17 protein-coding genes and 4 tRNA genes are annotated in these 21449 nt (G+C 70.1%); 15 read left to right on the top strand and 6 right to left on the bottom strand.

Features of this window, described 5'->3' with window-relative positions; translation table 11 throughout:
• The first annotated feature begins 4 nt into the window (after positions 1-4).
• From NKJ47_RS12910 to lpxK, 3 genes are read left to right on the top strand one after another with little or no spacing between them, the layout of a single operon-like run.
• Positions 5-442: an ExbD/TolR family protein gene (locus NKJ47_RS12910; RefSeq protein WP_254458275.1), complete on the top strand. Its 438-nt coding sequence runs from the start codon at positions 5-7 to the stop codon at positions 440-442.
• A complete protein-coding gene (gene msbA / locus NKJ47_RS12905) occupies positions 439-2211 on the top strand; it encodes a lipid A export permease/ATP-binding protein MsbA (RefSeq protein WP_254458274.1) in 1773 nt (590 codons plus the stop codon). Before NKJ47_RS12910 ends, msbA begins: the two co-directional genes overlap by 4 nt.
• The gene (gene lpxK / locus NKJ47_RS12900; protein ID WP_254458273.1) at positions 2208-3242 is read left to right on the top strand and encodes a tetraacyldisaccharide 4'-kinase; all 1035 of its coding nucleotides are present in this window, start codon (positions 2208-2210) and stop codon (positions 3240-3242) included. The genes msbA and lpxK overlap by 4 nt, the downstream gene beginning before the upstream one ends.
• Before the next feature lie 265 nt (positions 3243-3507).
• Here lpxK and NKJ47_RS12895 read toward each other — a convergent pair whose 3' ends face one another.
• Complete coding sequence (locus NKJ47_RS12895) at positions 3508-5691, bottom strand: TonB-dependent siderophore receptor (RefSeq protein ID WP_254458272.1); 2184 nt, start codon at positions 5689-5691, stop codon at positions 3508-3510.
• 207 nt (positions 5692-5898) lie between these two features.
• On the opposite strand from NKJ47_RS12895, the gene kdsB reads away from it, so the two are divergent.
• From kdsB to NKJ47_RS12865, 6 genes are all read left to right on the top strand, one after another.
• A complete protein-coding gene (gene kdsB / locus NKJ47_RS12890; RefSeq protein WP_254458271.1) occupies positions 5899-6678 on the top strand; it encodes a 3-deoxy-manno-octulosonate cytidylyltransferase in 780 nt (259 codons plus the stop codon).
• On the top strand, positions 6675-7163 hold the full coding sequence (locus tag NKJ47_RS12885; RefSeq protein WP_254458270.1) for a low molecular weight protein-tyrosine-phosphatase: 489 nt from the start codon (positions 6675-6677) through the stop codon (positions 7161-7163). The genes kdsB and NKJ47_RS12885 overlap by 4 nt, the downstream gene beginning before the upstream one ends.
• A complete protein-coding gene (locus tag NKJ47_RS12880; protein WP_254458269.1) occupies positions 7160-8581 on the top strand; it encodes a hypothetical protein in 1422 nt (473 codons plus the stop codon). The genes NKJ47_RS12885 and NKJ47_RS12880 overlap by 4 nt, the downstream gene beginning before the upstream one ends.
• Positions 8578-10437 (top strand): excinuclease ABC subunit UvrC, encoded by a 1860-nt coding sequence (uvrC, locus tag NKJ47_RS12875; RefSeq protein ID WP_254458268.1) that lies wholly within the window; start codon positions 8578-8580, stop codon positions 10435-10437. The genes NKJ47_RS12880 and uvrC overlap by 4 nt, the downstream gene beginning before the upstream one ends.
• Before the next feature lie 9 nt (positions 10438-10446).
• Positions 10447-11082: a CDP-diacylglycerol--glycerol-3-phosphate 3-phosphatidyltransferase gene (gene pgsA, locus NKJ47_RS12870; RefSeq protein ID WP_254458267.1), complete on the top strand. Its 636-nt coding sequence runs from the start codon at positions 10447-10449 to the stop codon at positions 11080-11082.
• A 36-nt stretch (positions 11083-11118) separates the two neighbouring features.
• Positions 11119-11194: transfer RNA gene (locus tag NKJ47_RS12865), tRNA-Gly, on the top strand.
• Positions 11195-11611: 417 nt separating this feature from the next.
• Here the strand turns inward: NKJ47_RS12865 and NKJ47_RS12860 are convergent.
• From NKJ47_RS12860 to NKJ47_RS12840, 5 genes are all read right to left on the bottom strand, one after another.
• On the bottom strand, positions 11612-12793 hold the full coding sequence (locus tag NKJ47_RS12860; RefSeq protein WP_254458266.1) for a hypothetical protein: 1182 nt from the start codon (positions 12791-12793) through the stop codon (positions 11612-11614).
• A gap of 226 nt (positions 12794-13019) precedes the next feature.
• A tRNA-Cys gene (locus tag NKJ47_RS12855) sits at positions 13020-13093 on the bottom strand.
• 957 nt (positions 13094-14050) lie between these two features.
• Positions 14051-14126: transfer RNA gene (locus tag NKJ47_RS12850), tRNA-Gly, on the bottom strand.
• Positions 14127-14253: 127 nt separating this feature from the next.
• A complete protein-coding gene (locus tag NKJ47_RS12845; RefSeq protein WP_429002536.1) occupies positions 14254-15375 on the bottom strand; it encodes a 4Fe-4S dicluster domain-containing protein in 1122 nt (373 codons plus the stop codon).
• Between the two features lie 11 nt (positions 15376-15386).
• Positions 15387-15695, bottom strand: coding sequence for a hypothetical protein (locus NKJ47_RS12840; RefSeq protein ID WP_254458264.1), 309 nt, complete (start codon positions 15693-15695; stop codon positions 15387-15389).
• 241 nt (positions 15696-15936) lie between these two features.
• On the opposite strand from NKJ47_RS12840, the gene NKJ47_RS12835 reads away from it, so the two are divergent.
• The 6 genes from NKJ47_RS12835 (at position 15937) to NKJ47_RS12810 (ending at position 21376) form a co-directional block, all read left to right on the top strand.
• Complete coding sequence (locus NKJ47_RS12835; RefSeq protein ID WP_254458263.1) at positions 15937-16380, top strand: group III truncated hemoglobin; 444 nt, start codon at positions 15937-15939, stop codon at positions 16378-16380.
• Positions 16381-16424: 44 nt separating this feature from the next.
• Positions 16425-17831: an oxygen-independent coproporphyrinogen III oxidase gene (hemN, locus tag NKJ47_RS12830; RefSeq protein WP_254458262.1), complete on the top strand. Its 1407-nt coding sequence runs from the start codon at positions 16425-16427 to the stop codon at positions 17829-17831.
• A 181-nt stretch (positions 17832-18012) separates the two neighbouring features.
• Positions 18013-18099: transfer RNA gene (locus NKJ47_RS12825), tRNA-Leu, on the top strand.
• Positions 18100-18463: 364 nt separating this feature from the next.
• A complete protein-coding gene (locus tag NKJ47_RS12820) occupies positions 18464-19081 on the top strand; it encodes a TetR family transcriptional regulator C-terminal domain-containing protein (RefSeq protein WP_429002418.1) in 618 nt (205 codons plus the stop codon).
• 34 nt (positions 19082-19115) lie between these two features.
• Positions 19116-20102, top strand: a complete 987-nt coding sequence (locus NKJ47_RS12815) for an MDR family oxidoreductase (RefSeq protein ID WP_254458260.1) — start codon at positions 19116-19118, stop codon at positions 20100-20102.
• Positions 20103-20683: 581 nt separating this feature from the next.
• Positions 20684-21376, top strand: coding sequence for an MtnX-like HAD-IB family phosphatase (locus tag NKJ47_RS12810; protein WP_254458259.1), 693 nt, complete (start codon positions 20684-20686; stop codon positions 21374-21376).
• Positions 21377-21449 lie beyond the last annotated feature (73 nt).

Here is a 21449-nt window from a genome sequence, read left to right as displayed (position 1 = left end):
GCCGGTGCGGATCCGCGACGACCGTGGCCATGACGAGCCGCAGATCGACCTGGTGCCGTTGATCGACGTCATCCTGGTGCTGATCATCTTCTTCGTCGTGACCACGACCTTCGATGCCCGGTCCACGCTGCAACTGCAGTTGCCCAACGCCAGCGACCGCAATGCGCCGCCGCCGGCGCGCGCGCTGAGCGTGCTGATCAACGCCGACGGGCGTTACTTCATCAACGACCAGGAAGTGCTGCGCACCGACGTGGAGTCGGTCAAGCGCAGCATCGCCCAGGTCGCCGGCGACGACCGCGAGCAGCCGGTGCTGTTGCGCGCCGACGCGCGCACGCCGTACCAGGCGGTGGTCACCGCCCAGGACGCGCTGGGCCAGCTCGGGTTCCGCCGCATCGCCATCGCCACTGCTCCCGAAGTCAACAGGGACGGAAGCTCCAAGTGAATCTACCAACCGACGTGCCCGTCCAGGATTCCCCCTGGCGGACCTATCGCCGCCTGTTGTCCTATGCCGGCGGCTACCGCGGCCTGCTGCTGATCGCCGGGGTCGGCGCGCTGCTGGAAGCGCTGGCCGGCTCCGGCTTCCTGGCGCTGATGAAGCCGATCACCGACGAGACCTTCATCGCGCGCAATCGCGAGCTGGCGATGTGGCTGCCGCTGCAGATCGTCGGCCTGTTCGTGCTGCGCGGCATCGCCGGCTACGTCACCGACATGTCGATGGGACGCGCGGCGCGCAGCATCTCCCGCGATTTCCGGGTCAACGTGCTGGACAAGTACCTGCGCCTGCCGGGCAGCCGCTTCGACGCCGAGCCGGTGGCCTCGATGCTGGTGCGGCTGGGCTCGGACAGCGAGCAGGTCGCGCAGGCCGCGGTCGACGCGATGAAGGTGATGGTGCAGCAGACCCTGCAGATCGTCGGCGCGCTGGCGGTGATGCTGTGGTACAGCTGGACCGTGACCGTGACCATCCTGCTGGTGGCGCCGCCGCTGGCCTGGGTGATGGACCGCGTGGCCAAGCGTTACCGGCGGGTCAGCCACCGCATCCAGGAGAGCAACGCCGAACTGATGCAGGCCGCCGAGCAGGCCCTGTCCGGCAACCAGGAGGTCAAGGTCTACGGCGCGCGCGCCAGCGAGATGGAGCGCTACCAGCACCTGGCCGACACCAACCTGCACCTGGCGATGAAGGTCGAATCCACCCGCGGCATCTCCTCGGCCGCGGTGCAGTTGCTCGGCGCGATCGGCCTGGCCGCGCTGCTGCTGATCGCCGGCCACGAGGCCCTGGCCGGGCGCCTGACCGCCGGCGAGTTCGTGTCGCTGATGACCGCGATGATGGCGATCATTCCGGCGCTGAAGAACCTGACCAATGTGCAGAACATGCTGCAGCGGGGCGTCGCCTCGGCGCAGCGGCTGTTCGTGGTGCTGGATGCGCCGGAGGAACAGGACAGCGGCACCCGCCACATCGAGCGCGCGCAGGGCCGGATCGAGTTCCGCGACGTCACCGCCGCCTATCCGGGGCAGGCGCGGCCGGCGCTGGCCGAGGTCAGCTTCGTCGCCGAACCCGGCACCGTCACCGCCATCGTCGGTCGCTCCGGCAGTGGCAAGTCCAGCCTGGTCAAGCTGATCCCGCGTTTCTACGATCCGCAGTCCGGGCAGATCCTGCTCGACGGCCATCCGCTGCAGGAGTATCGCCTGGAGGATCTGCGCCGGCAGATCGCCCTGGTCGGTCAGCAGGTGATGCTGTTCGACGGCAGCATCGCCGAGAACGTCGCCTACGGCGAAATGCGCGAGGCGGGTCCGGCGCAGTTGCGCCAGGCGGTCGCCGACGCCAACGCCATGGAGTTCGTCGACCACCTGCCGGACGGCCTGCAGGCGCAGGTCGGTGCCAAGGGCGGACGCCTGTCCGGCGGCCAGCGCCAGCGCCTGGCGATCGCGCGGGCAATGCTCAAGGACGCGCCGATCCTGATCCTCGACGAGGCGACCGCGGCGCTGGACAACGAATCCGAGCGGCTGGTGCAGGACGCCTTGCACCGGTTGATGCCCGACCGCACCACGCTGGTCATCGCGCACCGGCTGTCGACCATCGAACACGCCGACCAGGTGCTGGTGATGGACCACGGCCGCATCGTCGAGCGCGGCACCCACCACGAGCTGCTGGCGCTGGGCGGAGTGTATGCGCACCTGCACAGCATGCAGTTCCGCGAAAGGCAGTTCGGATGAGCGAGCGCGGGCCGCACACCCCCGCCTACTGGTACGGCACGGGCGCGCCGCCGCTGCACGCGCGGCTGCTGACCCCGCTGTACGCGGCGGCGATCGCGCTGCGCCGCGCGCTGTACCGGCGCGGCTGGCGCAAGCGCCACAGCATCGCCGTGCCGGTGGTGGTGGTGGGCAATCTCACCGCAGGCGGCACCGGCAAGACGCCGCTGACCATCGCCCTGGTGCAGCGCCTGCGCGAGGCCGGCTGGAACCCGGGCGTGGCCAGCCGCGGCTACGGCCGCAGCCAACCGCAGGAGCCGCGCTGGATCGAGCCGGGCACCTCGGCCGAGCAGGGCGGCGACGAGCCGGTGCTGATCGCGCGCAAGACCGGCGTGCCGGTGCGGGTGGACCGCGACCGTGTCGCCGCGGCGCGCGCGCTGCTGCAGGCCGGCTGCGACATCGTGGTCTGCGACGACGGCCTGCAGCACTACCGCCTGCAGCGCGACATCGAGATCGAGGTGGTGGACGGCCAGCGCCGCTACGGCAACGGCCGCCTGCTGCCGGCCGGGCCGCTGCGCGAGCCGGTGGCGCGCGGCAGCGAATGCGATTTCCGGGTCATCAACCTGGGCCAGGCCAGCGACAGTGGCGAGCTGCAGGCCGGTTTCGGCGAATGGGCGATGCGCCTGCGCATCGACAGCGCGCAGCCGTTGCGCGGCGGCCGTGCGCGGCCGCTGCGCAGCTTCGCCGGCCAGCGCGTGCATGCCATCGCCGGCATCGCCCACCCGCAGCGCTTCTTCGACATGCTGCGCGCGCAGGGCATCGGCGTGGTGCCGCATGCCTTTCCCGACCACCACCAGTACCGCGCCGCGGACCTGGCCTTCGGCAGCGAGTTGCCGGTGCTGATGACCGAGAAGGACGCGGTCAAATGCGCCGCCTTCGTCAACGATTGGTGCTTCAGCGTGCCGCTGGTGGCCGAGCTGCCGGCGGCGTTCTGGATCGGCCTGCTGGACCGGCTGGACAAGCTGCGTGGCCGCGCGGGCGAGTCCGGCGACTAGCGGCGCCTGCCATCCCCTGTTTCCGCCACGATCGAGCCGGATCCAGCGTGTCCCGTAGGAGCGGCTTCAGCCGCGACGGGGCGTTCCCGGTCATGCCTGTCGCGGCTGAAGCCGCTCCCACAGGACACTTTCCGACGCAATGATGCGGCGCCCTGGCGACACGCAGTCGCCACGGCGCTCGGGCCTGTCGCGTCGCGCGATGCACCGCCGTTCCGATGGCGCATGCGCCGGCCGTCGCACCTTTCGCAATCGCCAGCGGCCTGCGCTAGAACCGGTAGGTCAGTGACAGCGCGGTGTTGCGGGGCGCGCCATAGTAGCCCTGCGCCCAGTACAGGCTGTTGATGTACTTGCGGTCGGTGACGTTGTAGACGTTGAGCGTCGCGCTGAGCCGCGGCGTGATGGCGTACTGCGCCATCAGCCCCAGCAGCGCATAGCTGCCCTGGCGGGTATAGATGGGCGTGCCGGCCGTGTCCACGGCCTCCTGGTCGCGGACGATGGCATCCTGCCAGGTCAGGGTCGCGCCCAGCTGCAACGCTTCCCATTGCGGCAGGGTGTAGGTGGTGGCCAGCTTGAAGGTGCGGCGCGGCACGTAGGTGCGCACGTTGCGCCCGTCGTCGCCCTTGAGGCTCAGTTGGGTATAGCCGGCGTTGAGCTGCCAGTGCGCGCCGATCCGGCCGGCGACGTCGAACTCGTAGCCGGTGGAGGTGGCGTCGATCGGCCGGTAGGTCTGCACGGTGCCGACGAAGACATCGGCTTCGGCGGTGTTGTCCTGCTTGGCGCGGAACAGGGCGAAGGAGGCATTGACCCGCTGCTGCAACCACTGGCCCTTGATGCCGAGCTCGGCGTTGCTGCCGGTGATGGGATCGAGCACCTTCAGGGTGCGGTCCAGCTCGGTCTGCGGGTTGAAGATCTCCGCATAGCTGGCGTACAGCGCGTAGTTCGGGGCGAAGGTGTAGACCGCGCCGACGAACGGCGTGGTCTTGCTGTCGTCGTAGGCGTGCTGCACCCCGTAGTTCTGGCCGCGGCTCTCGATCCTGGTGTGGTTGACGCCGGTGATCAGCTTCAGCGTCTCGCCCAGGTTCCAACGCGCGGTGGCGTAGGCGGTGCGGCGGGTGATGTCGAACTGGGCGCCGTCGGAGAAGGCATCGAAACGCGGCTTGGGATAGGCGCCGGTCCAGTCCTGCAATGGCGGCAGCGGCGTGCCGATGTCGTTGCCGTACCAGGACACCTGGTCGGCCTCCACGCGGCCCCACTGTACGCCCACCACCAGCTCGTGCTCGCGCCCGCCGAGCGCGAACGGTCCGCTTGCGGACACGTTGGCGTACTTCTGTGTTTCGGTGCTGCCGTATTGGGAAGGATAGGAGAACAGGCCCAGGCCGGTCGCGCGGTCGGGGGTGCCGTAGACATAGAACAGCTGGGCATCGTTGTCGAGCCTGCGGTAATTCAGCGCCAGCGTGAGCTGCCAGTCCGCGCCCAGGTCCTGCCGCAGTTCCAGGAACCCGCGCTTGTCTTCGGTGGTCCAGTACGACCAGTCGGCCGAAGTGCTGGTGGACCGCGCGAAATCCGTGGCACTGCCATCGCTGTAGTACAGCGGCAGTGCACCCCACATGCCGCCGGTGGCGTCGTTCTTTTGATCGCTGGCGCCCATGCTCAGGCGGGTGCGATCGCTCAGATCGGCTTCGACGATGCCATAGACGCTGTGCTTCTTCAGCGCATAGCGGTCCAGGTAGCTGTCGCCGTCCTGGCCGGCGGCGACCACGCGGCCGCGCACGCTGCCGCTGGCGTTGAGCGGGCCGGACAGGTCGGCATCGAGCCGCCGCGTGTCCCAACTGCCCACCGTCACTGCGGCGCTGCCTTGCAGGTCCTCGGTGGGCCGCTTGCGCACGAAGTTGATCGTGGCCGACGGATTGCCGGTCGAGGACAGCAGTCCATTGGCGCCGCGCAACACGTCGACCCGCTCGTACATCGCGGTGTCGAGATCGCCCTCGGCGCCGCCATTGGTGAACGGCAGACCGAGGCCGTCGACCTGGAAGTTGACGACGTCGAAACCGCGCGCGCTGTAGTAGGTGCGATCGGTCTCGATCTTCTCGACGTTGATGCCGGTGGCCAGCGTCAGCACATCGTTGGCGTTGCGCAGGCCGAAGTCGTCCATCTGCTCGCGGCCGATGCTGCTTACCGACTGCGGCGTCTCCAGCGGGCTCAACACCAGTCCGGTGCCGGTGGCGCTGGGCGGCGGGGTATAGCCGTCCTTGCGCTGCGCGACCACGTCCAGCTTCTCCAATTGGGTCGGTTCCCGGTCGCCGGCCGCCACCGCGTCGGCCGCGCTGGCCTCGGCGGCGCCGGCCGCGGCCGGCAGCAGCAGCGCGGCGATGGCCAGGCACAGTGCGCGGCGCGTGGGGGTGGAAGAGGCCTGCGCAGCGGATCGGAGGGAACGAGCGGGAAGGTTCATCGGTGGGGTCTATAGAATGGGCAGGAGGCAGCGCCGTCGTCGCGCCAGAGGCTGTCGCAGCTGGGCAGTCCGGTCACGTCAAATGACGAATGCGAACTATTCTCAATAATTGGTGGGGAAAGATCAATTCATGTTCGGATTCGCTTCGTTCCAGTACGCGCCTGCCGCCGCGGCCATCGACGCTCCCGCCGCCGGCGCGGTGGCGGCATGAGCGCCGCCGTCCCGCCCTTCGTGGTCGCCATTCCGGCCCGCTATGCCGCGTCGCGGCTGCCGGGCAAGCCCTTGCGCGCGCTCGGCGGCGAGCCGCTGATCCGCCACGTGGCGCGGCGCGCGCTCGCCGCCGGCGCGGCGCAGGTGTGGGTGGCCGCCGACGACGCGCGCATCGCCGCCGCGGTGGCCGACCTGGACGGCGTGCACGTGGCCACGACCTCCAGCGACCACGCCTCCGGCACCGATCGCCTGGCCGAATGCGCCGACATCGCCGGCTGGGACGATGCGACCCTGGTGGTCAACCTGCAGGGCGACGAGCCGTTCGCGCCGGTCGCCGGCATCGTCGCGGTGGCCCAGACCCTGGCCGACAGCGGCGCGGAGATGGCGACCCTGGGGACGCCGGTGGACGCGGCCGAGCACCTGTTCGATCCCAACGTGGTCAAGCTGGTCCGCCGCGCCGATGGCGATGCGCTGTACTTCAGCCGCGCGCCGATCCCCTGGCACCGCGACGCCTTCGCCGCCTCGCAGGCGCAACTGCCGCTGCCCGGGCCGTGGCTGCGGCATATCGGCATCTACGCCTACCGCGCCGGCTTCCTGCGCCGGTTCGCGGCGATGCCGGCGGGCGCGCTGGAGCGGATCGAGTCGCTGGAACAGTTGCGGGTGCTGGACGCCGGCTTCCGCATCGCGGTGGCGCTGTCGCCGGCGCCGTTCCCGCCGGGCGTGGACACGCCCGAGGACCTGGCGCGCGCCGAGGCCTACCTGCAGGGGCAGGCATGAAGCTGCTGCTGGTGTGCCTGGGCAACATCTGCCGTTCGCCGATGGCCGAGGGCGCGCTGCGCGAGCACCTGCAGCGCTCGCCGCTCGCGGCCCAGGTGCAGGTCGACTCGGCGGGCACCGGCGACTGGCACCGCGGCGAGCCGCCGGACCGGCGCGCAATCGCCTGTGCCGCCGCCCATGGCGTGGACATCGCCGGGCTGCGCGCGCGGCAGCTGCGCGACCGCGACTTCGCCGAGTTCGACTGGATCCTGTGCGCCGATGCGGCCAACCTGCGCGAGGTGCGCCAGCGCGCACCAGCGTCGGCGCACGAGCGCGTGGCGCTGTGGCTGCCGTGGGCCGGCGTGCGCGGCCGCAGCGAGATCCCGGATCCGTACACCGGCGGCAGCGCGCAGTTCGAGCAGGTCTGGCAACTGGTAGACGAAGCCGCCGCCGGCAGCGTGGCACGACTCTCCGCCGACCTGGGCTCCGGCATAATCGGCCGATGACTTCCACCGCCGCCCTGGAACTTCCCGCGTCCGGCGCCTGGCTCAACGCGGCGCCGATCCGCCTGCGCGACCTGCGGGGCCGGGCGCTGGTGCTGGCCTTCGTCAACGCCGCCTCGGTGTGGTGCGCGCAGCGCCTGGCCGAACTCGGCCAGTGGCAGGCGCGCAATCCCGGACGGCTGCAGGTGATCGTGGTGCAGGTGCCGCGCTTCGACAGCGAGCGCGAACCGCAGCGGGCGCTGAAGCTGCTGCGCAGCCAGGGCGTGTCCGCGCCGATCCTGCTCGATGCCGACTGGGCCGCCTGGCAGCGCTTCGGCGTGCAGGCCTGGCCGACCCTGGTCCTGATCGACGCCGGCGGCGTGGAGCGCGAGCGCCTGGTCGGGATCGGCGGCGCCGAACTGGACAAGGCCCTGCACGCGCTATGCGCCGGGCAGCCGCTGCCGCTGGACGAGGACCTGCGCGACGCCCGCGAGACCCAGCCGGAGCCGCGCCTGCCGCTGTGCTTCCCGACCGGCCTGGCGCTGGCCGAGGAGCGCCTGTACGTCGCCGACAGCGGCCATCACCGCATTCTCGAGTGCAGCACCAACGGCCGCGTGCTGCGCCAGTTCGGCATCGGCACCGCCGACTTCATCGACGGCGCGATCGGCGAGGCGGCGTTCCACCGCCCGCGCGGGCTGGCCGTGGAGCGCGGCGCGCTGTACGTGGCCGACGCCGGCAACCATGCGCTGCGCCGGATCAATCTGCTCACTGGCCATGTCGACACGCTGTGCGGCAACGGCCGCGCCGGCGAGCCGGTGGAAGGGCCGGTGGAGCAACCGCTGCTGGCGCCGCTGAACCATCCGCAGGACGTGGTCATCGCCGACAACCAGGTGCACCTGGCGATGGCCGGCGACAACCGCATCTGGAGCTACGACCTGGGCAGCCGCAGCCTGCGCTGGCGTGCCGGCGCGGGCGCGCTGGAGCTGCGCGACGGCAGCGGCCACCTGGCCGCGTTCGCCCAGCCGTGCAGCGTGGCCGCGGTGCAGCAGGTGCTGTACGTGTGCGATGCGCTGGGCTCGGCGGTGCGCTCGATGCAGTTGCGCGGCGACCTGGTGCAGACCTTGCTCGGCGGCCAGGGGCCGTGGGATTTCGGCGACGAGGACGGGCCGCGCAGCCGCGCCCGCCTGCAGTTCCCGCAGGCGATCGCGCTGAGCCCGGACGCGCCGCTGCTGTGGATCGCCGACAGCGGCAACGGCAGCCTGCGCAGCCTGCGCCTGGGCGGCGGCGAACTGTCCACCGCGGCCTTGCCGCGGCGCCTGCATGGCCCGGGCGGGCTGGCGGTCGGCGCCGGCACGGTGTGGATCGCCGAGACCGACGCGCATGCGGTGCTGCGCTACGACATCGCCAGCGGCGAACTGCACGACGTCGCGATCGGCGAATGAGTACTCCTGCAGCGCCGCCGTTCGACGGCAAGGCCTTTGCCGCCAACCTCAGTACCGCGCCCGGCGTCTACCGCATGTACGCCGCCGACGACACCTTGCTCTACGTCGGCAAGGCCGGCGCGCTGCGCAAGCGCGTGTCCAGCTATTTCAGCGGTTCGCCGAAGAACGCGCGGACCATGGCGATGCTGGCGCAGGTGGCGCGCATGGACGTCACCGTCACCCGCAGCGAGGGCGAGGCGCTGCTGCTGGAAAACCAGCTGATCAAGTCGCTGTCGCCGCGCTACAACGTGTCGTTGCGCGACGACAAGAGTTACCCGTACGTGCTGCTGACCCGCGAGGAGTGGCCGCGGATCACCCTGCACCGCGGCCCGCGCGCGGTGCCCGGGCGCTACTTCGGCCCGTACCCCGGCGTCACCGCGGTGCGCGAGACGCTGAACCTGATGCACAAGCTGTTCAAGCTGCGCAGCTGCGAGGACAGCGTGTTCCGCAACCGCTCGCGGCCGTGCCTGCAGTACCAGATCGGCCGCTGCAGCGCGCCGTGCGTGGCGCTGGTGGCGGCCGACGAGTACGCCGAGGCGGTGCGCCGCGCCACGCTGTTCCTGGAAGGGCGCAGCGACCAGCTCGGCGAGGAACTGGTGCAGGCGATGCAGGCGGCCAGCGAGCGCCTGGAGTTCGAACGCGCCGCGCGCCTGCGCGACCTGCTCGGCTCGCTGCGCAGCATGCAGAGCCGGCAGTACGTGGACGGCCGCGCCGCCGACCTGGACGTGCTGGCCTGCGCGACCCAGGGCGCCAACGCCTGCGTGCTGCTGCTGGCGTTCCGCGACGGGCGCAATCTCGGTACCCGCGCGTTCTTCCCCAAGACCAACGGCGAGGACAGCGCCGCCGAGGTGCTGGGCGCGTTCGTGTCGCAGTACTACGTCGAGCACGCGCCGCCGCGCGAGGTGCTGCTGGACCGCGAGATTCCCGACGCCGAGCTGATCGAGGCGGCGCTGAGTTCGGCCGCCGAGCGCAAGGTGCAACTGAAGTGGAACGTGCGCGGCGAGCGCGCCGGCTACCTGGAACTGGCCAGCCGCAACGCGCAGGCCACCCTGGTCACCGAACTGACCAGCCGCAACGCCCAGCACGCGCGCAGCGAGGCGTTGCGCGAGATGCTCGGCCTGGCCGAGCCGGTCAAGCGGGTGGAGTGCTTCGACATCAGCCACACCATGGGCGAGGCCACGGTGGCTTCGTGCGTGGTGTTCGATGCCAGCGGCCCAGTGCGCAGCCAGTACCGGCGCTACAACATCAGCGGCATCGAGCCGGGCGACGACTACGCGGCGATGCGCCAGGCGATCGAGCGCCGCTTCCGTCGTGCCGCCGAAGGCGAGGGCAAGGGCGATGCGATCCTGCCGGACGTGCTGCTGATCGACGGCGGCGCCGGCCAGCTGGCGCAGGCCAACGGCGCGCTGGCCGACCTGGGCGTGGACGGGGTGCTGCTGATCGGCGTGGCCAAGGGCGCCGAGCGCCGCGCCGGCCACGAGACCCTGGTGATGCCGGACGGGCGCGAACTGCGGCCGGGGGCGGCGTCCCCGGCGCTGCAGTTCATCCAGCAGGTGCGCGACGAGGCGCACCGCTTCGCCATCACCGGCCACCGCGGGCGCCGACAGAAGGCGCGCATGACCAGCAAGCTGGAGGACATCCCCGGCATCGGCCCGCGGCGCCGCGCCAGCCTGCTCAAGCATTTCGGCGGACTGGCCGGTCTCAAGGCCGCCGGCGAGGCCGAGATCGCGCGGGTGGAGGGCATCAACGACGCACTGGCCGCACGAATCTACGCTAACCTGCACGGACTGCCGGTGCCCGATCCGGCAGGCGAGTAGAGCAGCGCAATGAAGTTGACCATCCCCACCTGGCTCACGCTGCTGCGGATCGTGATGATCCCCGTGCTGGTGCTGGTGTTCTATCTGCCGTACACCTGGACCAACTTCGCCTCGGCGGCGATCTTCGGCCTGGCCGCGTTCACCGACTGGCTGGACGGCTGGGTGGCGCGGCGCTACCACCAGTACTCCGCGTTCGGCGCGTTCCTGGATCCGGTGGCCGACAAGCTGATGGTGGCGGTGGCGCTGTTTTTGATCGTGCAGGGCCATCCGACGCCGTGGATGGCGTTCTGGGCGGCGGTGATCGTCGGCCGCGAGATCGCGGTGTCGGCGCTGCGCGAATGGATGGCCGAGATCGGCCAGCGCGCCAAGGTGCGCGTGGCGATGATCGGCAAGATCAAGACCACCGCGCAGATGGTGGCGCTGCTGTGCCTGCTGTACTCGGTGATGCCCGACGGCTCGCCGCCGGAGAGCGTGTGGATGGGCTTGTTCATCTTCCACGTCGGCGACTGGACGCTGGCGATCGCGGCGATCCTGACCCTGTTGTCGGGCATCCAGTACCTGCATGCGGCCTGGCCGAGCCTGCGCGACGACGAGCGTGCGGCGATGGCGGAAAAGAACGCGAAAAAAATCGAAGGCAATGGTTGACAGCCTGCGCGTACCCGGTAGAATTCGCGGCCTCAAGCGGGAATAGCTCAGTTGGTAGAGCGCAACCTTGCCAAGGTTGAGGTCGCGAGTTCGAGTCTCGTTTCCCGCTCCAGATCATGAAAACAGGACCTTCGGGTCCTGTTTTCGTTTTGGGCGAACGCATTGGCCGCGCATCGTGCGAACGCGCTGCGATGGCGGATGGCGCGTGTGCATCCGTCGCGGCCACCGTGCATCGCGGCGCCACTTCATGCGCTCGCCAACACGGCAGCAGCGCCGTGCGCAACGGGTCCCTCCGTCAGCGCCCCGCGCGTCTCGATCTGCCGCAGTCGCATTGCGGCCCGCCGCTGCCATGAAGCGGCCGTACCCACGTATCGGCCCGCGGTTGCAACCGCGCGCATCGCAGCCCTCGGCGCGTTCGGCGATGCGCATGCGCTGCGGTGCTGCCAGGCGCTGCCGGTGGTGGCGCGCCAGCAGCGACCGCGTCGTGCGGGCGCGCGATTCGGCAGGTAACGCGAGTTCCCGTGCCGGCTCAGGGCGCAGGCGTGGTCGCGCGGAAGCCGGCATGCCCGCAAGCGGCGTCGTAGGCGTAGTCGCCTGCGGCGAGCAGGTGGCGGCCGCTGTTGATGTGCGCCGGTGGCGTCTTCAGCGGACCGCGCCACTGCACGCTGTCCGGCGTCGCCGCCTTGCCGTCGCCGACCGCAAAGCCGTAACCGAATACCGGCTGTCCCGTCGCGTTGACGACGTCCAGGCGCAGTTGGGTGGCGTCCGGCACCACGCGCGTGGCATGGCCGGCGATCTGCACGGTCTGTTGCAGACCATCGGGCGTGGCGGGCGGCACCACCGGGTTGAGCATCATGTAGGACACGCCGGTATCGGGCAGCAGCTTGCCGCAGACGCGGTAGTCGCTGCCGCTGCCGGGGAAGCTGGCGCAGGCGGTGGGCGCCTGCCAGTCGCTGGGTGCGCCGGCGCTGGCCGGGCCACGCCGCAGCGGTACCAGCGCGAAACCGGTCAGCGCTTGCTTGCTGACGCCCAGGGTGATGCCCTTGGCGCCGACGATATAGCCGGGACTCATGCGCTGCGCGCGCATCTGCGCCAGGTTGAGGAACGGGTTGCGCGCGGCGTCGACGCCGCGGTCGTAGCCCACGCCCATCATGCCGAAGTGCGGGGAAATGGTGCTGCAGTTGCGCAGCACCTGCGTGTTGCTGCTCAGTGCAGGGCTGCCGTCGTAGCCGGCGCAGGTGGCAGGCACCTGCGCCAGCGGCTCGGGTTGCCGGGCCACGCTGGCGACATCGCAGGTGCACTGCGCGGCCAGCACAGTGATGCGGTCCACGCGCGCGGCGGCGGTCTTGCCGTCGGCGGAGACGCCGAGCCGCATCGGCACGTCCACGTACTTGCCGGGGTGGTACTTGCTGTTGCTGGAGTAGAAGATGTGGCCGGGCGTGCTGGAGGCGTCCCAGGCGCTGCGCAGCGCAGCGCTCAGCGGCACCACCACGCCGGTGGAGCCGGTATCGACCTCCAGCACCTGGCTGCCGCTGCTGCGGCCATCGGCATCGCTGCCGAGCTGCACGCGCACCTGGTAGGCGAATCTCGGCGTGGCCTTGGAGACCAGCGGCAGCTCCACGGTCTGCGACTGCAGCGCGCAGGGCTGCGCGGCGGCGGCGCTCGCGGCCAGGCACAGCGCGGTCCCGCTCCAGCGTGTCCATCGGTTCATGGCAATGCCTCGGTTGGGTGTGGCGTCATGCTAGAGCGCGGGAACGCGCCGCCCGCGTGTGGCGCAGTGCGAGGGCGCGCTTGTCTACCGCGACTGGCGTGGCGTTGTGTTGATCATTCCAGTGGCGCCATGACGCCACGGCGTCACCTGCACGGCTTGGCGCAATGCGGAAATCACGAACGCAAAAAGGGCCGCAAAGGCGGCCCGATTCGCTGCATCATCAAACTGGAGGCCTGGGTCGGAATTGAACCGGCGTACGCGGATTTGCAGTCCGCTGCATAACCACTCTGCCACCAGGCCGGTGGACGGATGTCTTGCCGCAACGCCTGTGGCGCCTGACAAAACAAAGCCCCGCTGGCGGGGCCCTTGTGGCGGGAACTGGATACTGCCCTGTAGCAATAATCCAACGTGTTGATTCAAAAGATGTTTTGAATCAGTCCAGCGCACAACGGACTGCATTGTGTACTAAGCACCCTGGCTTGGCAAGCCTGTGCTCCAGACTGTTATGTCGGTCGTCCTCTTGCTGGTCGTGGTGAATTCGCGATTGGCTCGGTGCGATTGGTAGCGACATGCGCGCCAGTACGCCTTCGCCAGTGTTGCGTGGCTGTCGCGGTCACGCGTCGCTGCTTGCCGTAGTGGCAGTTGTCGTCGGCGTCGCAGTTGCTGAGGTAGATCTTGTCGGCGAGATTGCGCGGGTTCGAGGCCGGGCTCCAACGGTCGCGGAGCAGCGCGTCGAACAGGGTAAACGCGTGGACCTCGGTGCGCGCGGCGTCCGGGTCGTCGCGGTTGGCTCGAGGGATTTGCTGTAGCTCAGGGGTGGCGCCCAGTCGTTCGCGGCCACGTAGGTCAGGCCGGCGCGCTTGCTCGCCTTGCGTTCGGTGCCGTTGCCGGCACGATCTGCTTCGCCCAGGCAGTGGCTTCGCCATTCGATCCTGATGCCTTTCCCGCCGTGCGCCGGGTGGCGACCGGCAGCGGCAGCGCCGGCTACGGCTGTGCGTGTCTGACGCTGCGCGCGCGGGCCGACACTCAGGAGATGGCCCGCATCCTCGCCGCGCATTTCCTGTCGCTGGCGACCTTACTGGCTAAAAAGCAAGGAACTGGAGAATCCGCCAAAGTAGAGTGTCGCCACGGTGCGCGCTCGGTCGTTGTCGCTGTCGGGCTGTCGCTGGTCGATGCGTCGGTCGCGGAAACGAAAAAAGGAGCCAAAGCTCCTTTTTTGGATTTCCATTCGCAACGCACGATGCGAATGAAGCGATTTGGAGCGGGAAACGAGACTCGAACTCGCGACCTCAACCTTGGCAAGGTTGCGCTCTACCAACTGAGCTATTCCCGCTTGGGAGGCGGCATTCTACACGCCTGCCCAGGGGCGCGCTAGCCCTTCTTTGCAAAAACATGTCCGCTGCCGGTCCTGGCAGGTGGGGGCCGCCTCTCGGCGTGTGCAAAGCCGCAGCGGCGCCGGCTCACGCCGCCAGCCACCACCACGCCAGCAGCGCCGCCAGCAGCATCGCCGCGCCGCCCAGCAGCCGCGGCCGCCGCCAACCGCGCCGTGGCTGGCGGTCGATGGCATTGGCGCCGGCCCGGCGCAGCAGACCGCGTGCGAACCCATGGCGATCCATGCTGCGGTCGCAGGCGTCGATGCAGGCGCCGCAGGCGGTGCAGGCGTAGTGCGCGCCGTTGCGCGGATCGATGCCGGCCGGGCAGGCCTGCAGGCAGGCGTCGCAGGCCACGCAGTCGCCGAGTTGCTCGGCACTGAACTTGGGCAGGGTGCCCGCATACGCGGCCAGGGCCTCACCGCGGCTGCCGCCCTGGCCGGCGAGCTGGGCGATGCTGGCGCGCAGGGCATAGTCGCGGGCGGTGACGGGGTCGAGCAGGCGCCGCCGGCGCTGGGCGACGCTGCCCAGGCCGCATGCGCGGGCGCCGCGCGGTTCGCCGCGCATCGCGTCGTAGCCGACCAGCGGCGTGTCGCGGTCGCACAGCAGCGGTTGCAGGCGCGCGTAGGGGCAGAAGTAGCGGCAGGCCTGGTTGCGCAGGAAGCCGGCATTGCCCCAGGTGGCCAGTGCGTAGAACAGCACCCAGAACGTCTCCCAGCCGCTCCAGGCGAACGGATGCAGGCGCGCGACCAGGTCGGCGATCGGCACGAAGTAGCCGACGAAGCTGACTCCGGTCCACAGCGCCACCGTTGCCCACAACAGATGCCGCGCCGCGGCGGGCCAGTCGGCGAAGCGACGCTCGATCCAGGCGAAGGCATGGCTCCACACCGTCTGTGGGCAGGCCAGGCCGCACCACAGGCGCCCGGTCAGGGTGGTCAGCAGCGCCAGGATCGCGGCGGCGGCGGCCAGCGCCAGCAGCAGCCAGCCGACGTCGTGCGGCCACAGGGTCCGGCCGAACAGGTCGAAGCGCCGCGCCGGCAGATCCAGCAGCAGGGCCTGCCGGCCCTGCCAGCGCAGCCACGGCAGCAGGTAGAAGGCGGCGAACAGCAGCCACAGCACGACACGCCGCACTTGCGTGTAGCGCTGCGGCGGTGCCGGGCTCGCCTCCGCGGCAGGACCGGTGATCAGGCGCAGGGGGATCGGGCGGGGCAGGCGCATGGTGCTCAGGACAGTGGTGTGGCGTCGCCGTCGTGCGGCGCCGGGCGCAGCAGGAAGCCGGTCAGCAGGCTAGAAGCCAGGGTCGTCAGCCAGAACATGAAGAAGCCCACCGTGTAGCCCAGCTCGCGGCTCAGCTGGCGGCCGGGGAAGGTGATGTCGCGCAGCGCCAGCGGATCGACCAGGGCGAAGAACAGCACGCTCATCGCTCCGGCGACGAGGAAGCTCGGCCACAGGATCACCCCCAGCCGCTGCACCAGGGGGCGCGGCGTGCCGGGATCGAGCGGGTCCAGCAGCGGATCGTCGGGAGAGGCCATGACGGTGGGTTCCATCGCGAAAGAGGGATGCGGCATGCGCCAAGGGGGCAGCAGCGCCACAAGCGCCACACACGTCGCCGCGCCTGCCAGCCGCCTGGCCGCCGATCCCCCGTCGACACCGGCGTCGGCGCATGCCGCAGCCGCAGACTAGGCAGCGCGGGCCGCGCCGACATTGATCCTGATCAAGGCCGCCGCCGCGCCGGCATGGAGACTGGTGGGGTCGAGCGACGCGGAGCGCAGCATGCAGGACGAGATCGTGGGGATGCCCTTGCCGGGGCCGGACCTGTGCAGCGAGGCCGAGGTGCGGGCCTTGGTGGAGGCGTTCTACCGCCGCGTGCGCGCCGATGCGGATCTGTCGGCGGTGTTCGCCGCGCACATCGAGGACTGGGATGCGCACCAGCAGCAACTGTGCGATTTCTGGTCGGCGATGCTGCGCGGGACGCGACGTTTCCGCGGTGCGCCGATGCCACGGCACATGGCCATGCGCGAACTCAGCGTACTGCTGTTCCAGCGCTGGCTGGGCCTGTTCCGCGCCACCACCGCCGAGCTGCCGAACGCGCCGATGCGGCTGTTGGCCGACGCTATCGCCCAGCGCATCGCCGAGACCTTCTGGCGCCGCCACCAGATGCGCTGGCGGCCGTTCGAGCCGGTGTCGCCGCTGCCGTCGGCCGGGTGCGCGGATTGATCCAGGTCAAGGCGGCCGCGCCGGGTGCCGCGCATGCTCGGCGCATGGACCTCCTCTCCGCGCCCGATCCCTCCGCCGCCTGGACCTTCGACGCCGACCTGCTGCGCCGCTACGACCGTCCCGGCCCGCGCTACACCTCGTACCCGACCGCGCCGCATTTCCAGACCGGCTTCGGCCCGGCGCAATTGTTCGCCGCGGTGCAGGCCAGCGATCCGCGGCGGCCGCTGTCGCTGTACGTGCACGTGCCGTTCTGCCGAAATCCGTGCTTCTACTGTGGCTGTCACCGGGTCATTACCCGCGACCCGCAGCGCGGCCACGCCTACGTGCAGCGGCTGCTGCGCGAGGCGGCGATGATGGCCGCCTGTTTCGAAGGCGAGCGCGAGGTCGTGCAACTGCACCTGGGCGGCGGTACGCCCAACTTCCTCGCGCCGGAGCTGTTGGGCGAACTGGTGCAGGGCCTGCGCGGCCTGTTCCGCTTCAGCCAGGCGCCGGACCGCGAGATGTCCATCGAACTGGACCCGCGCACGGTGACGCCGCAGGACATCGCCGCGCTGGCCGCCCTGGGCTTCAACCGCGCCAGCCTCGGCATCCAGGACTTCGACCCGCTGGTGCAGCAGGCGATCAACCGCCGCCAGGGCGTGCACGAGACCCTGGACATCCTGCGCGCCTGCCGCGTGCACGGCCTGCGCTCGGTCAACGTGGACCTGATCTACGGCCTGCCGCGGCAGACCCCGACCGGGTTCGCGCAGACCCTGGAGACGGTGATCGCGGCGCGCCCGGACCGCCTGGCGGTCTACGGCTACGCGCACATGCCGCAGCTGTTCAAGGCGCAGCGGCGCATCGCCGAGGCCGACCTGCCCGACGCCGAACAGAAGCTGGCGCTGCTCGGCCTGGCGGTGCGCAGGCTGTCGGCGGCCGGTTACCGGTACATCGGCATGGACCACTTCGCGCTGCCGCAGGACGACCTGGCGCGCGCGCAGCGGCAGGGCGGCCTGCACCGCAACTTCATGGGCTACACCACCCACGCCGACACCGACCTGCTCGGCCTGGGCGTCAGCGCGATCAGCCGTATCGGCGCCAGCTACAGCCAGAACCAGCGCGACCTGCCTGCCTGGGAAGCGGCGGTGGATGCCGGCGACAGCCCGGTACTGCGCGGCCTGCACCTCAGCGCCGACGACGCCGTGCGCGCCGAGCTGATCCAGCAACTGATGTGCCAGGTGCGGGTGGACGTGGCAGCGCTGGCGCGGCGCCACGGCATCGACTTCGCCAGCTACTTCCGCGAGGAACTGCGCGCGCTGGCGCCGCTGTGCGCGGACGGCCTGGCCGACTACCGCGACGGCGTGGTCCAGGCCACCGCCCGTGGTCGCCCGCTGCTGCGGTTGATCGCCATGTGCTTCGACCGCTACCTGCGCCAGCCCGACCAGCCGGCGCGCTATTCGCGCGCGATCTGAGCGCCGCGGGTTCCCTTGCCGGTGGCATCCCCGGTGCCGCCGTGGCGGCGCTGGGGACTTTCCGGTGGAGTTGTGAGGGGGCGATGTCGACAGGCCATGTCCCTAGTCGCGCAGCGTGGCGGATCGGTATCGCCCCGCAGTTCACAAGCGCCGCGCGATCAGGCACGCTACGCCCCAGCAAGCCCGGATGGCGAAACTGGTAGACGCATCGGACTTAAAATCCGCCGGGGGCGACCCCATGCCGGTTCGATTCCGGCTCCGGGCACCATCGGTGCGTAAGAGTTTGAGTGCTCAGGCGGCTCCGATCGCCTTCGCTACTGTGCGGTCTTTGTGCAGCCCACTAAGAGCGGCTAAAAAAGCTGTTTGAACACGTCTGTTGAGCCGCCCCTGTGCGGCGATGGCTCGCCGTGAAGACATCGGCACAGCGCCATGCAAGCGCATCCAACCCTTGATCCCGCAGTGCCGCCTTCGCCCAAGCGCGGCAGGCCGTGCGTAGACGAGCAAAGCGCACTCGGCGGAATCGTTATGTGCTGCGCACTGGCATCCCCGACCGGTACGTCAGCGTACCCTTGGCCCTGTATTTATTGAGACGGTCGGTCTAATATCCGGGCATGGAGCTTCCAGTCGCGTCAGTGCAGCCTCGCCGCGGGCGGCCGCCACGGTCGGAACGCGCGCTGCAGGACACGCGCGACCTGCTGTTGCGCGCCGGTATGGAAGTGCTGACCAGCCAGGGTTATGCAGCCACCGGGATCGACGCCGTGCTGTCCCGCGTCAAGGTGCCGAAGGGATCGTTCTATCACTACTTCAGCAGCAAGAACGCGTTCGGCCTAGCGGTGCTCGAGGCGTACGACGCCTATTTCCTGCGCAAGCTCGATCGTCATCTGCAAGCCGACGAGGTGCCTGCCTTGCAGCGTCTGCAAAGCTTCGTCGAGGACGCCCAGGAGGGCATGGAACGCTTCGAGTTCCAGCGTGGCTGCCTGGTCGGCAACCTCGCTCAGGAAGTGACGACGCTGCCCGGCGACTTCCGCGCGCGTCTGGATGCCGTGCTGCTGGGCTGGCAGCAGCGGGTGGCCGACTGTCTGCGTTCGGCGCAGGCGGAGGGCGTGCTGGCCGCGCATGCCGACGCCGATGCCCTTGCCGCGTATTTCTGGATCGGCTGGGAGGGCGCGGTGCTGCGTGCACGGCTGGCGTGCAGCGTCGCGCCGATGCAGGTATTCGCACAGGGCTACTTCGCCTGCCTGCCGCGTTAGATCGGCCTTCTTCCTCTTTCATCAAGGAGTGCTCATGTTCAACGCCATCCTCATCGACAAGGACGATGCCGGCTATCGCGCCGCACTGCAGCCGCTGGATGAAGCGGCCCTGCCGCCGGGTGCGGTCACCGTCGAGGTCGCGTACAGCACGCTCAACTTCAAGGATGCATTGGCCATCACCGGCCAAGGGGGCGGCGTCGTGCGCCGCTTCCCGATGGTGCCGGGCATCGACCTGGCCGGCACCGTGCTGCACAGCGACGATCCGGCCTACCGCGCCGGCGATGCGGTGCTGCTCAACGGCTGGGGCGTGGGCGAGAAGCACTGGGGCGGCCTGGCCCAGCGCGCACGCGTGGACGGCGATTGGTTGATTCCCTTGCCGCAGGCACTGAGTGCCCGCCAGGCGATGGCGATCGGGACGGCCGGCTACACGGCCATGCTGTGCCTGCTCGCATTGGAGCGCCACGGCCTGCGTCCCGAGCATGGCGAGGTGCTGGTCACCGGCGCCAACGGCGGCGTCGGCAGCTTCGCCATTTCCCTGCTGGCGCGCCGCGGTTACCGTGTGATCGCCTCCACCGGCCGTCCGCAGGAAGCGGAGTATCTGAAGGCGCTTGGCGCGCAGGAGATCGTCGACCGCGCGACGCTGTCGCACCCAGGCAAGCCGTTGCAGGCCGAGCGCTGGGCCGCAGCGATCGATTCGGTCGGAAGCCACACCCTGGCCAACGTATGCGCCGGTACGCGCGCCGATGGCGCAGTGGCGGCATGCGGTCTGGCGCAGGGCATGGAATTTCCCGCCACCGTCGCGCCCTTTATCCTGCGCGGGGTCAGCCTGCTCGGGATCAACAGCGTCACCCGTCCCAGGCACGAGCGCATCGAGGCATGGTCGCGGCTGGCGAAGGATCTGGACCTGTCACAGCTCGACGCCATCACCCGCGACATCGGCCTGGGTGAGGCCATCGGCGCGGCACGCGATCTGCTCGACGGCAAGGTGCGCGGACGCTTGGTGGTGGACGTCAATCGCTGAGGGGAGGGCGATCGCCCCAGCGGCGGATCTCGACCGCTGCGCCGTGTGCAAGCCACCGGTCGGCCCGCCATACCGGCCGGTCGACGCCGGCGGTGTGGCGCTTCTTGAAGCTGTGCCCGGGGGCGCATCCGTCGCCGCATGCGGATGCGGTGCTGGCGCCAAGGCGCAATGGAGCCGGGCCCGGCGTTGCTGCTTGCTTCCCTGACAGACATGGGCCGCCCTGCCGCACGCGGTGAGGCGCCTTCGGCGGTGGAAGGGAGGTCGTTTATGTCCCGATGGGGAATGGCGTGCCCGGGCGGGCACGGCGTCGCTCCGTCCTGGACGGATGTCCACGTTTGCGAGCTTCCTTGCCGTAAACACGCGCAACTGCGCCGCGGCATGCTCTGAAATGAAGGCCGCTCCCAGGGGGCGGACGCGAGCGTCTTCGCGTCCTGATCCCGGGCTACCGCTGCCACGCGCCAGTGCCGGGTATGCGCCGGCCTACCACGCCCAACGTGAACGCTCCGCTTTCTTTCACCTGGCCGAAAGGAGTGCGAAAGACAGCGTGCCTAGGCTCTGCCCCCATCAGCCGGAGAGCCACCTTGCGCGCCCAATGGAACATTCTTTGCGATTTTGACGGTACCGTGTCCCTGCAGGACGTGACCGACAGCCTGCTCGAGCACCTCGGGCGCCCCGGTTGGCAGGCGCTGGAGGACGACTGGGTCGCCGGTCGGATCGGCGCCCGCGAGTGCATGAGCAAGCAGGTCGCGCTGCTCGACGGCGACGTCGATGCGCTGCACCGGGTGCTGGATGCGGTGCGGATCGATCCGGCCTTCGTGCGCTTCGTGGCGCAGGCCGAGCGCCTGGGCATCCCGCTGAGCATCGTCAGCGACGGCCTGGACTACGGCATCGCCCGGATCCTGGCCCGCCACGGCCTGCACCATCTGCCGATCATCGCCAACCGCCTGCTGCGCACCGACGCCGGGCAGTGGCGCATGGCCTCGCCGCATGCGCGGCCGGACTGCCCCAGCGGCACCTGCAAGTGCGCGGTCATGGCGCAGCAGCCGCCCGAGCGCGCGACCTTGCTGATCGGCGACGGCCGCTCCGATTTCTGCCTGGCCGGCAAGGCCGACCTGGTGTTCGCCAAGGACGGTCTGCTGCGCCATTGCCGCGCCAACGGGATCGCCCATTGCGCGATCACCGGTTTCGACGACGCCATCGCCCTGCTGCCCGACCTGGCCGTGCCGGCCACGGCCGCCGTGTCCTTCCCGCTTCCCGTCACCCAACGAGCCTGATCCCGATGAACCGGAATGTTTCGCTTTCCTCGCTCGCACCGCTGCATGGCGATGCCGCGCCCGATCCGGAGGC

The sequence above is a fragment of the Xanthomonas sacchari genome (assembly GCF_024266585.1).
Lineage (GTDB): Bacteria > Pseudomonadota > Gammaproteobacteria > Xanthomonadales > Xanthomonadaceae > Xanthomonas_A > Xanthomonas_A sacchari_C.
The sequence above is the reverse complement of the archived record's forward strand: the minus strand, read 5'-3'. Positions and strand labels throughout refer to the sequence as shown.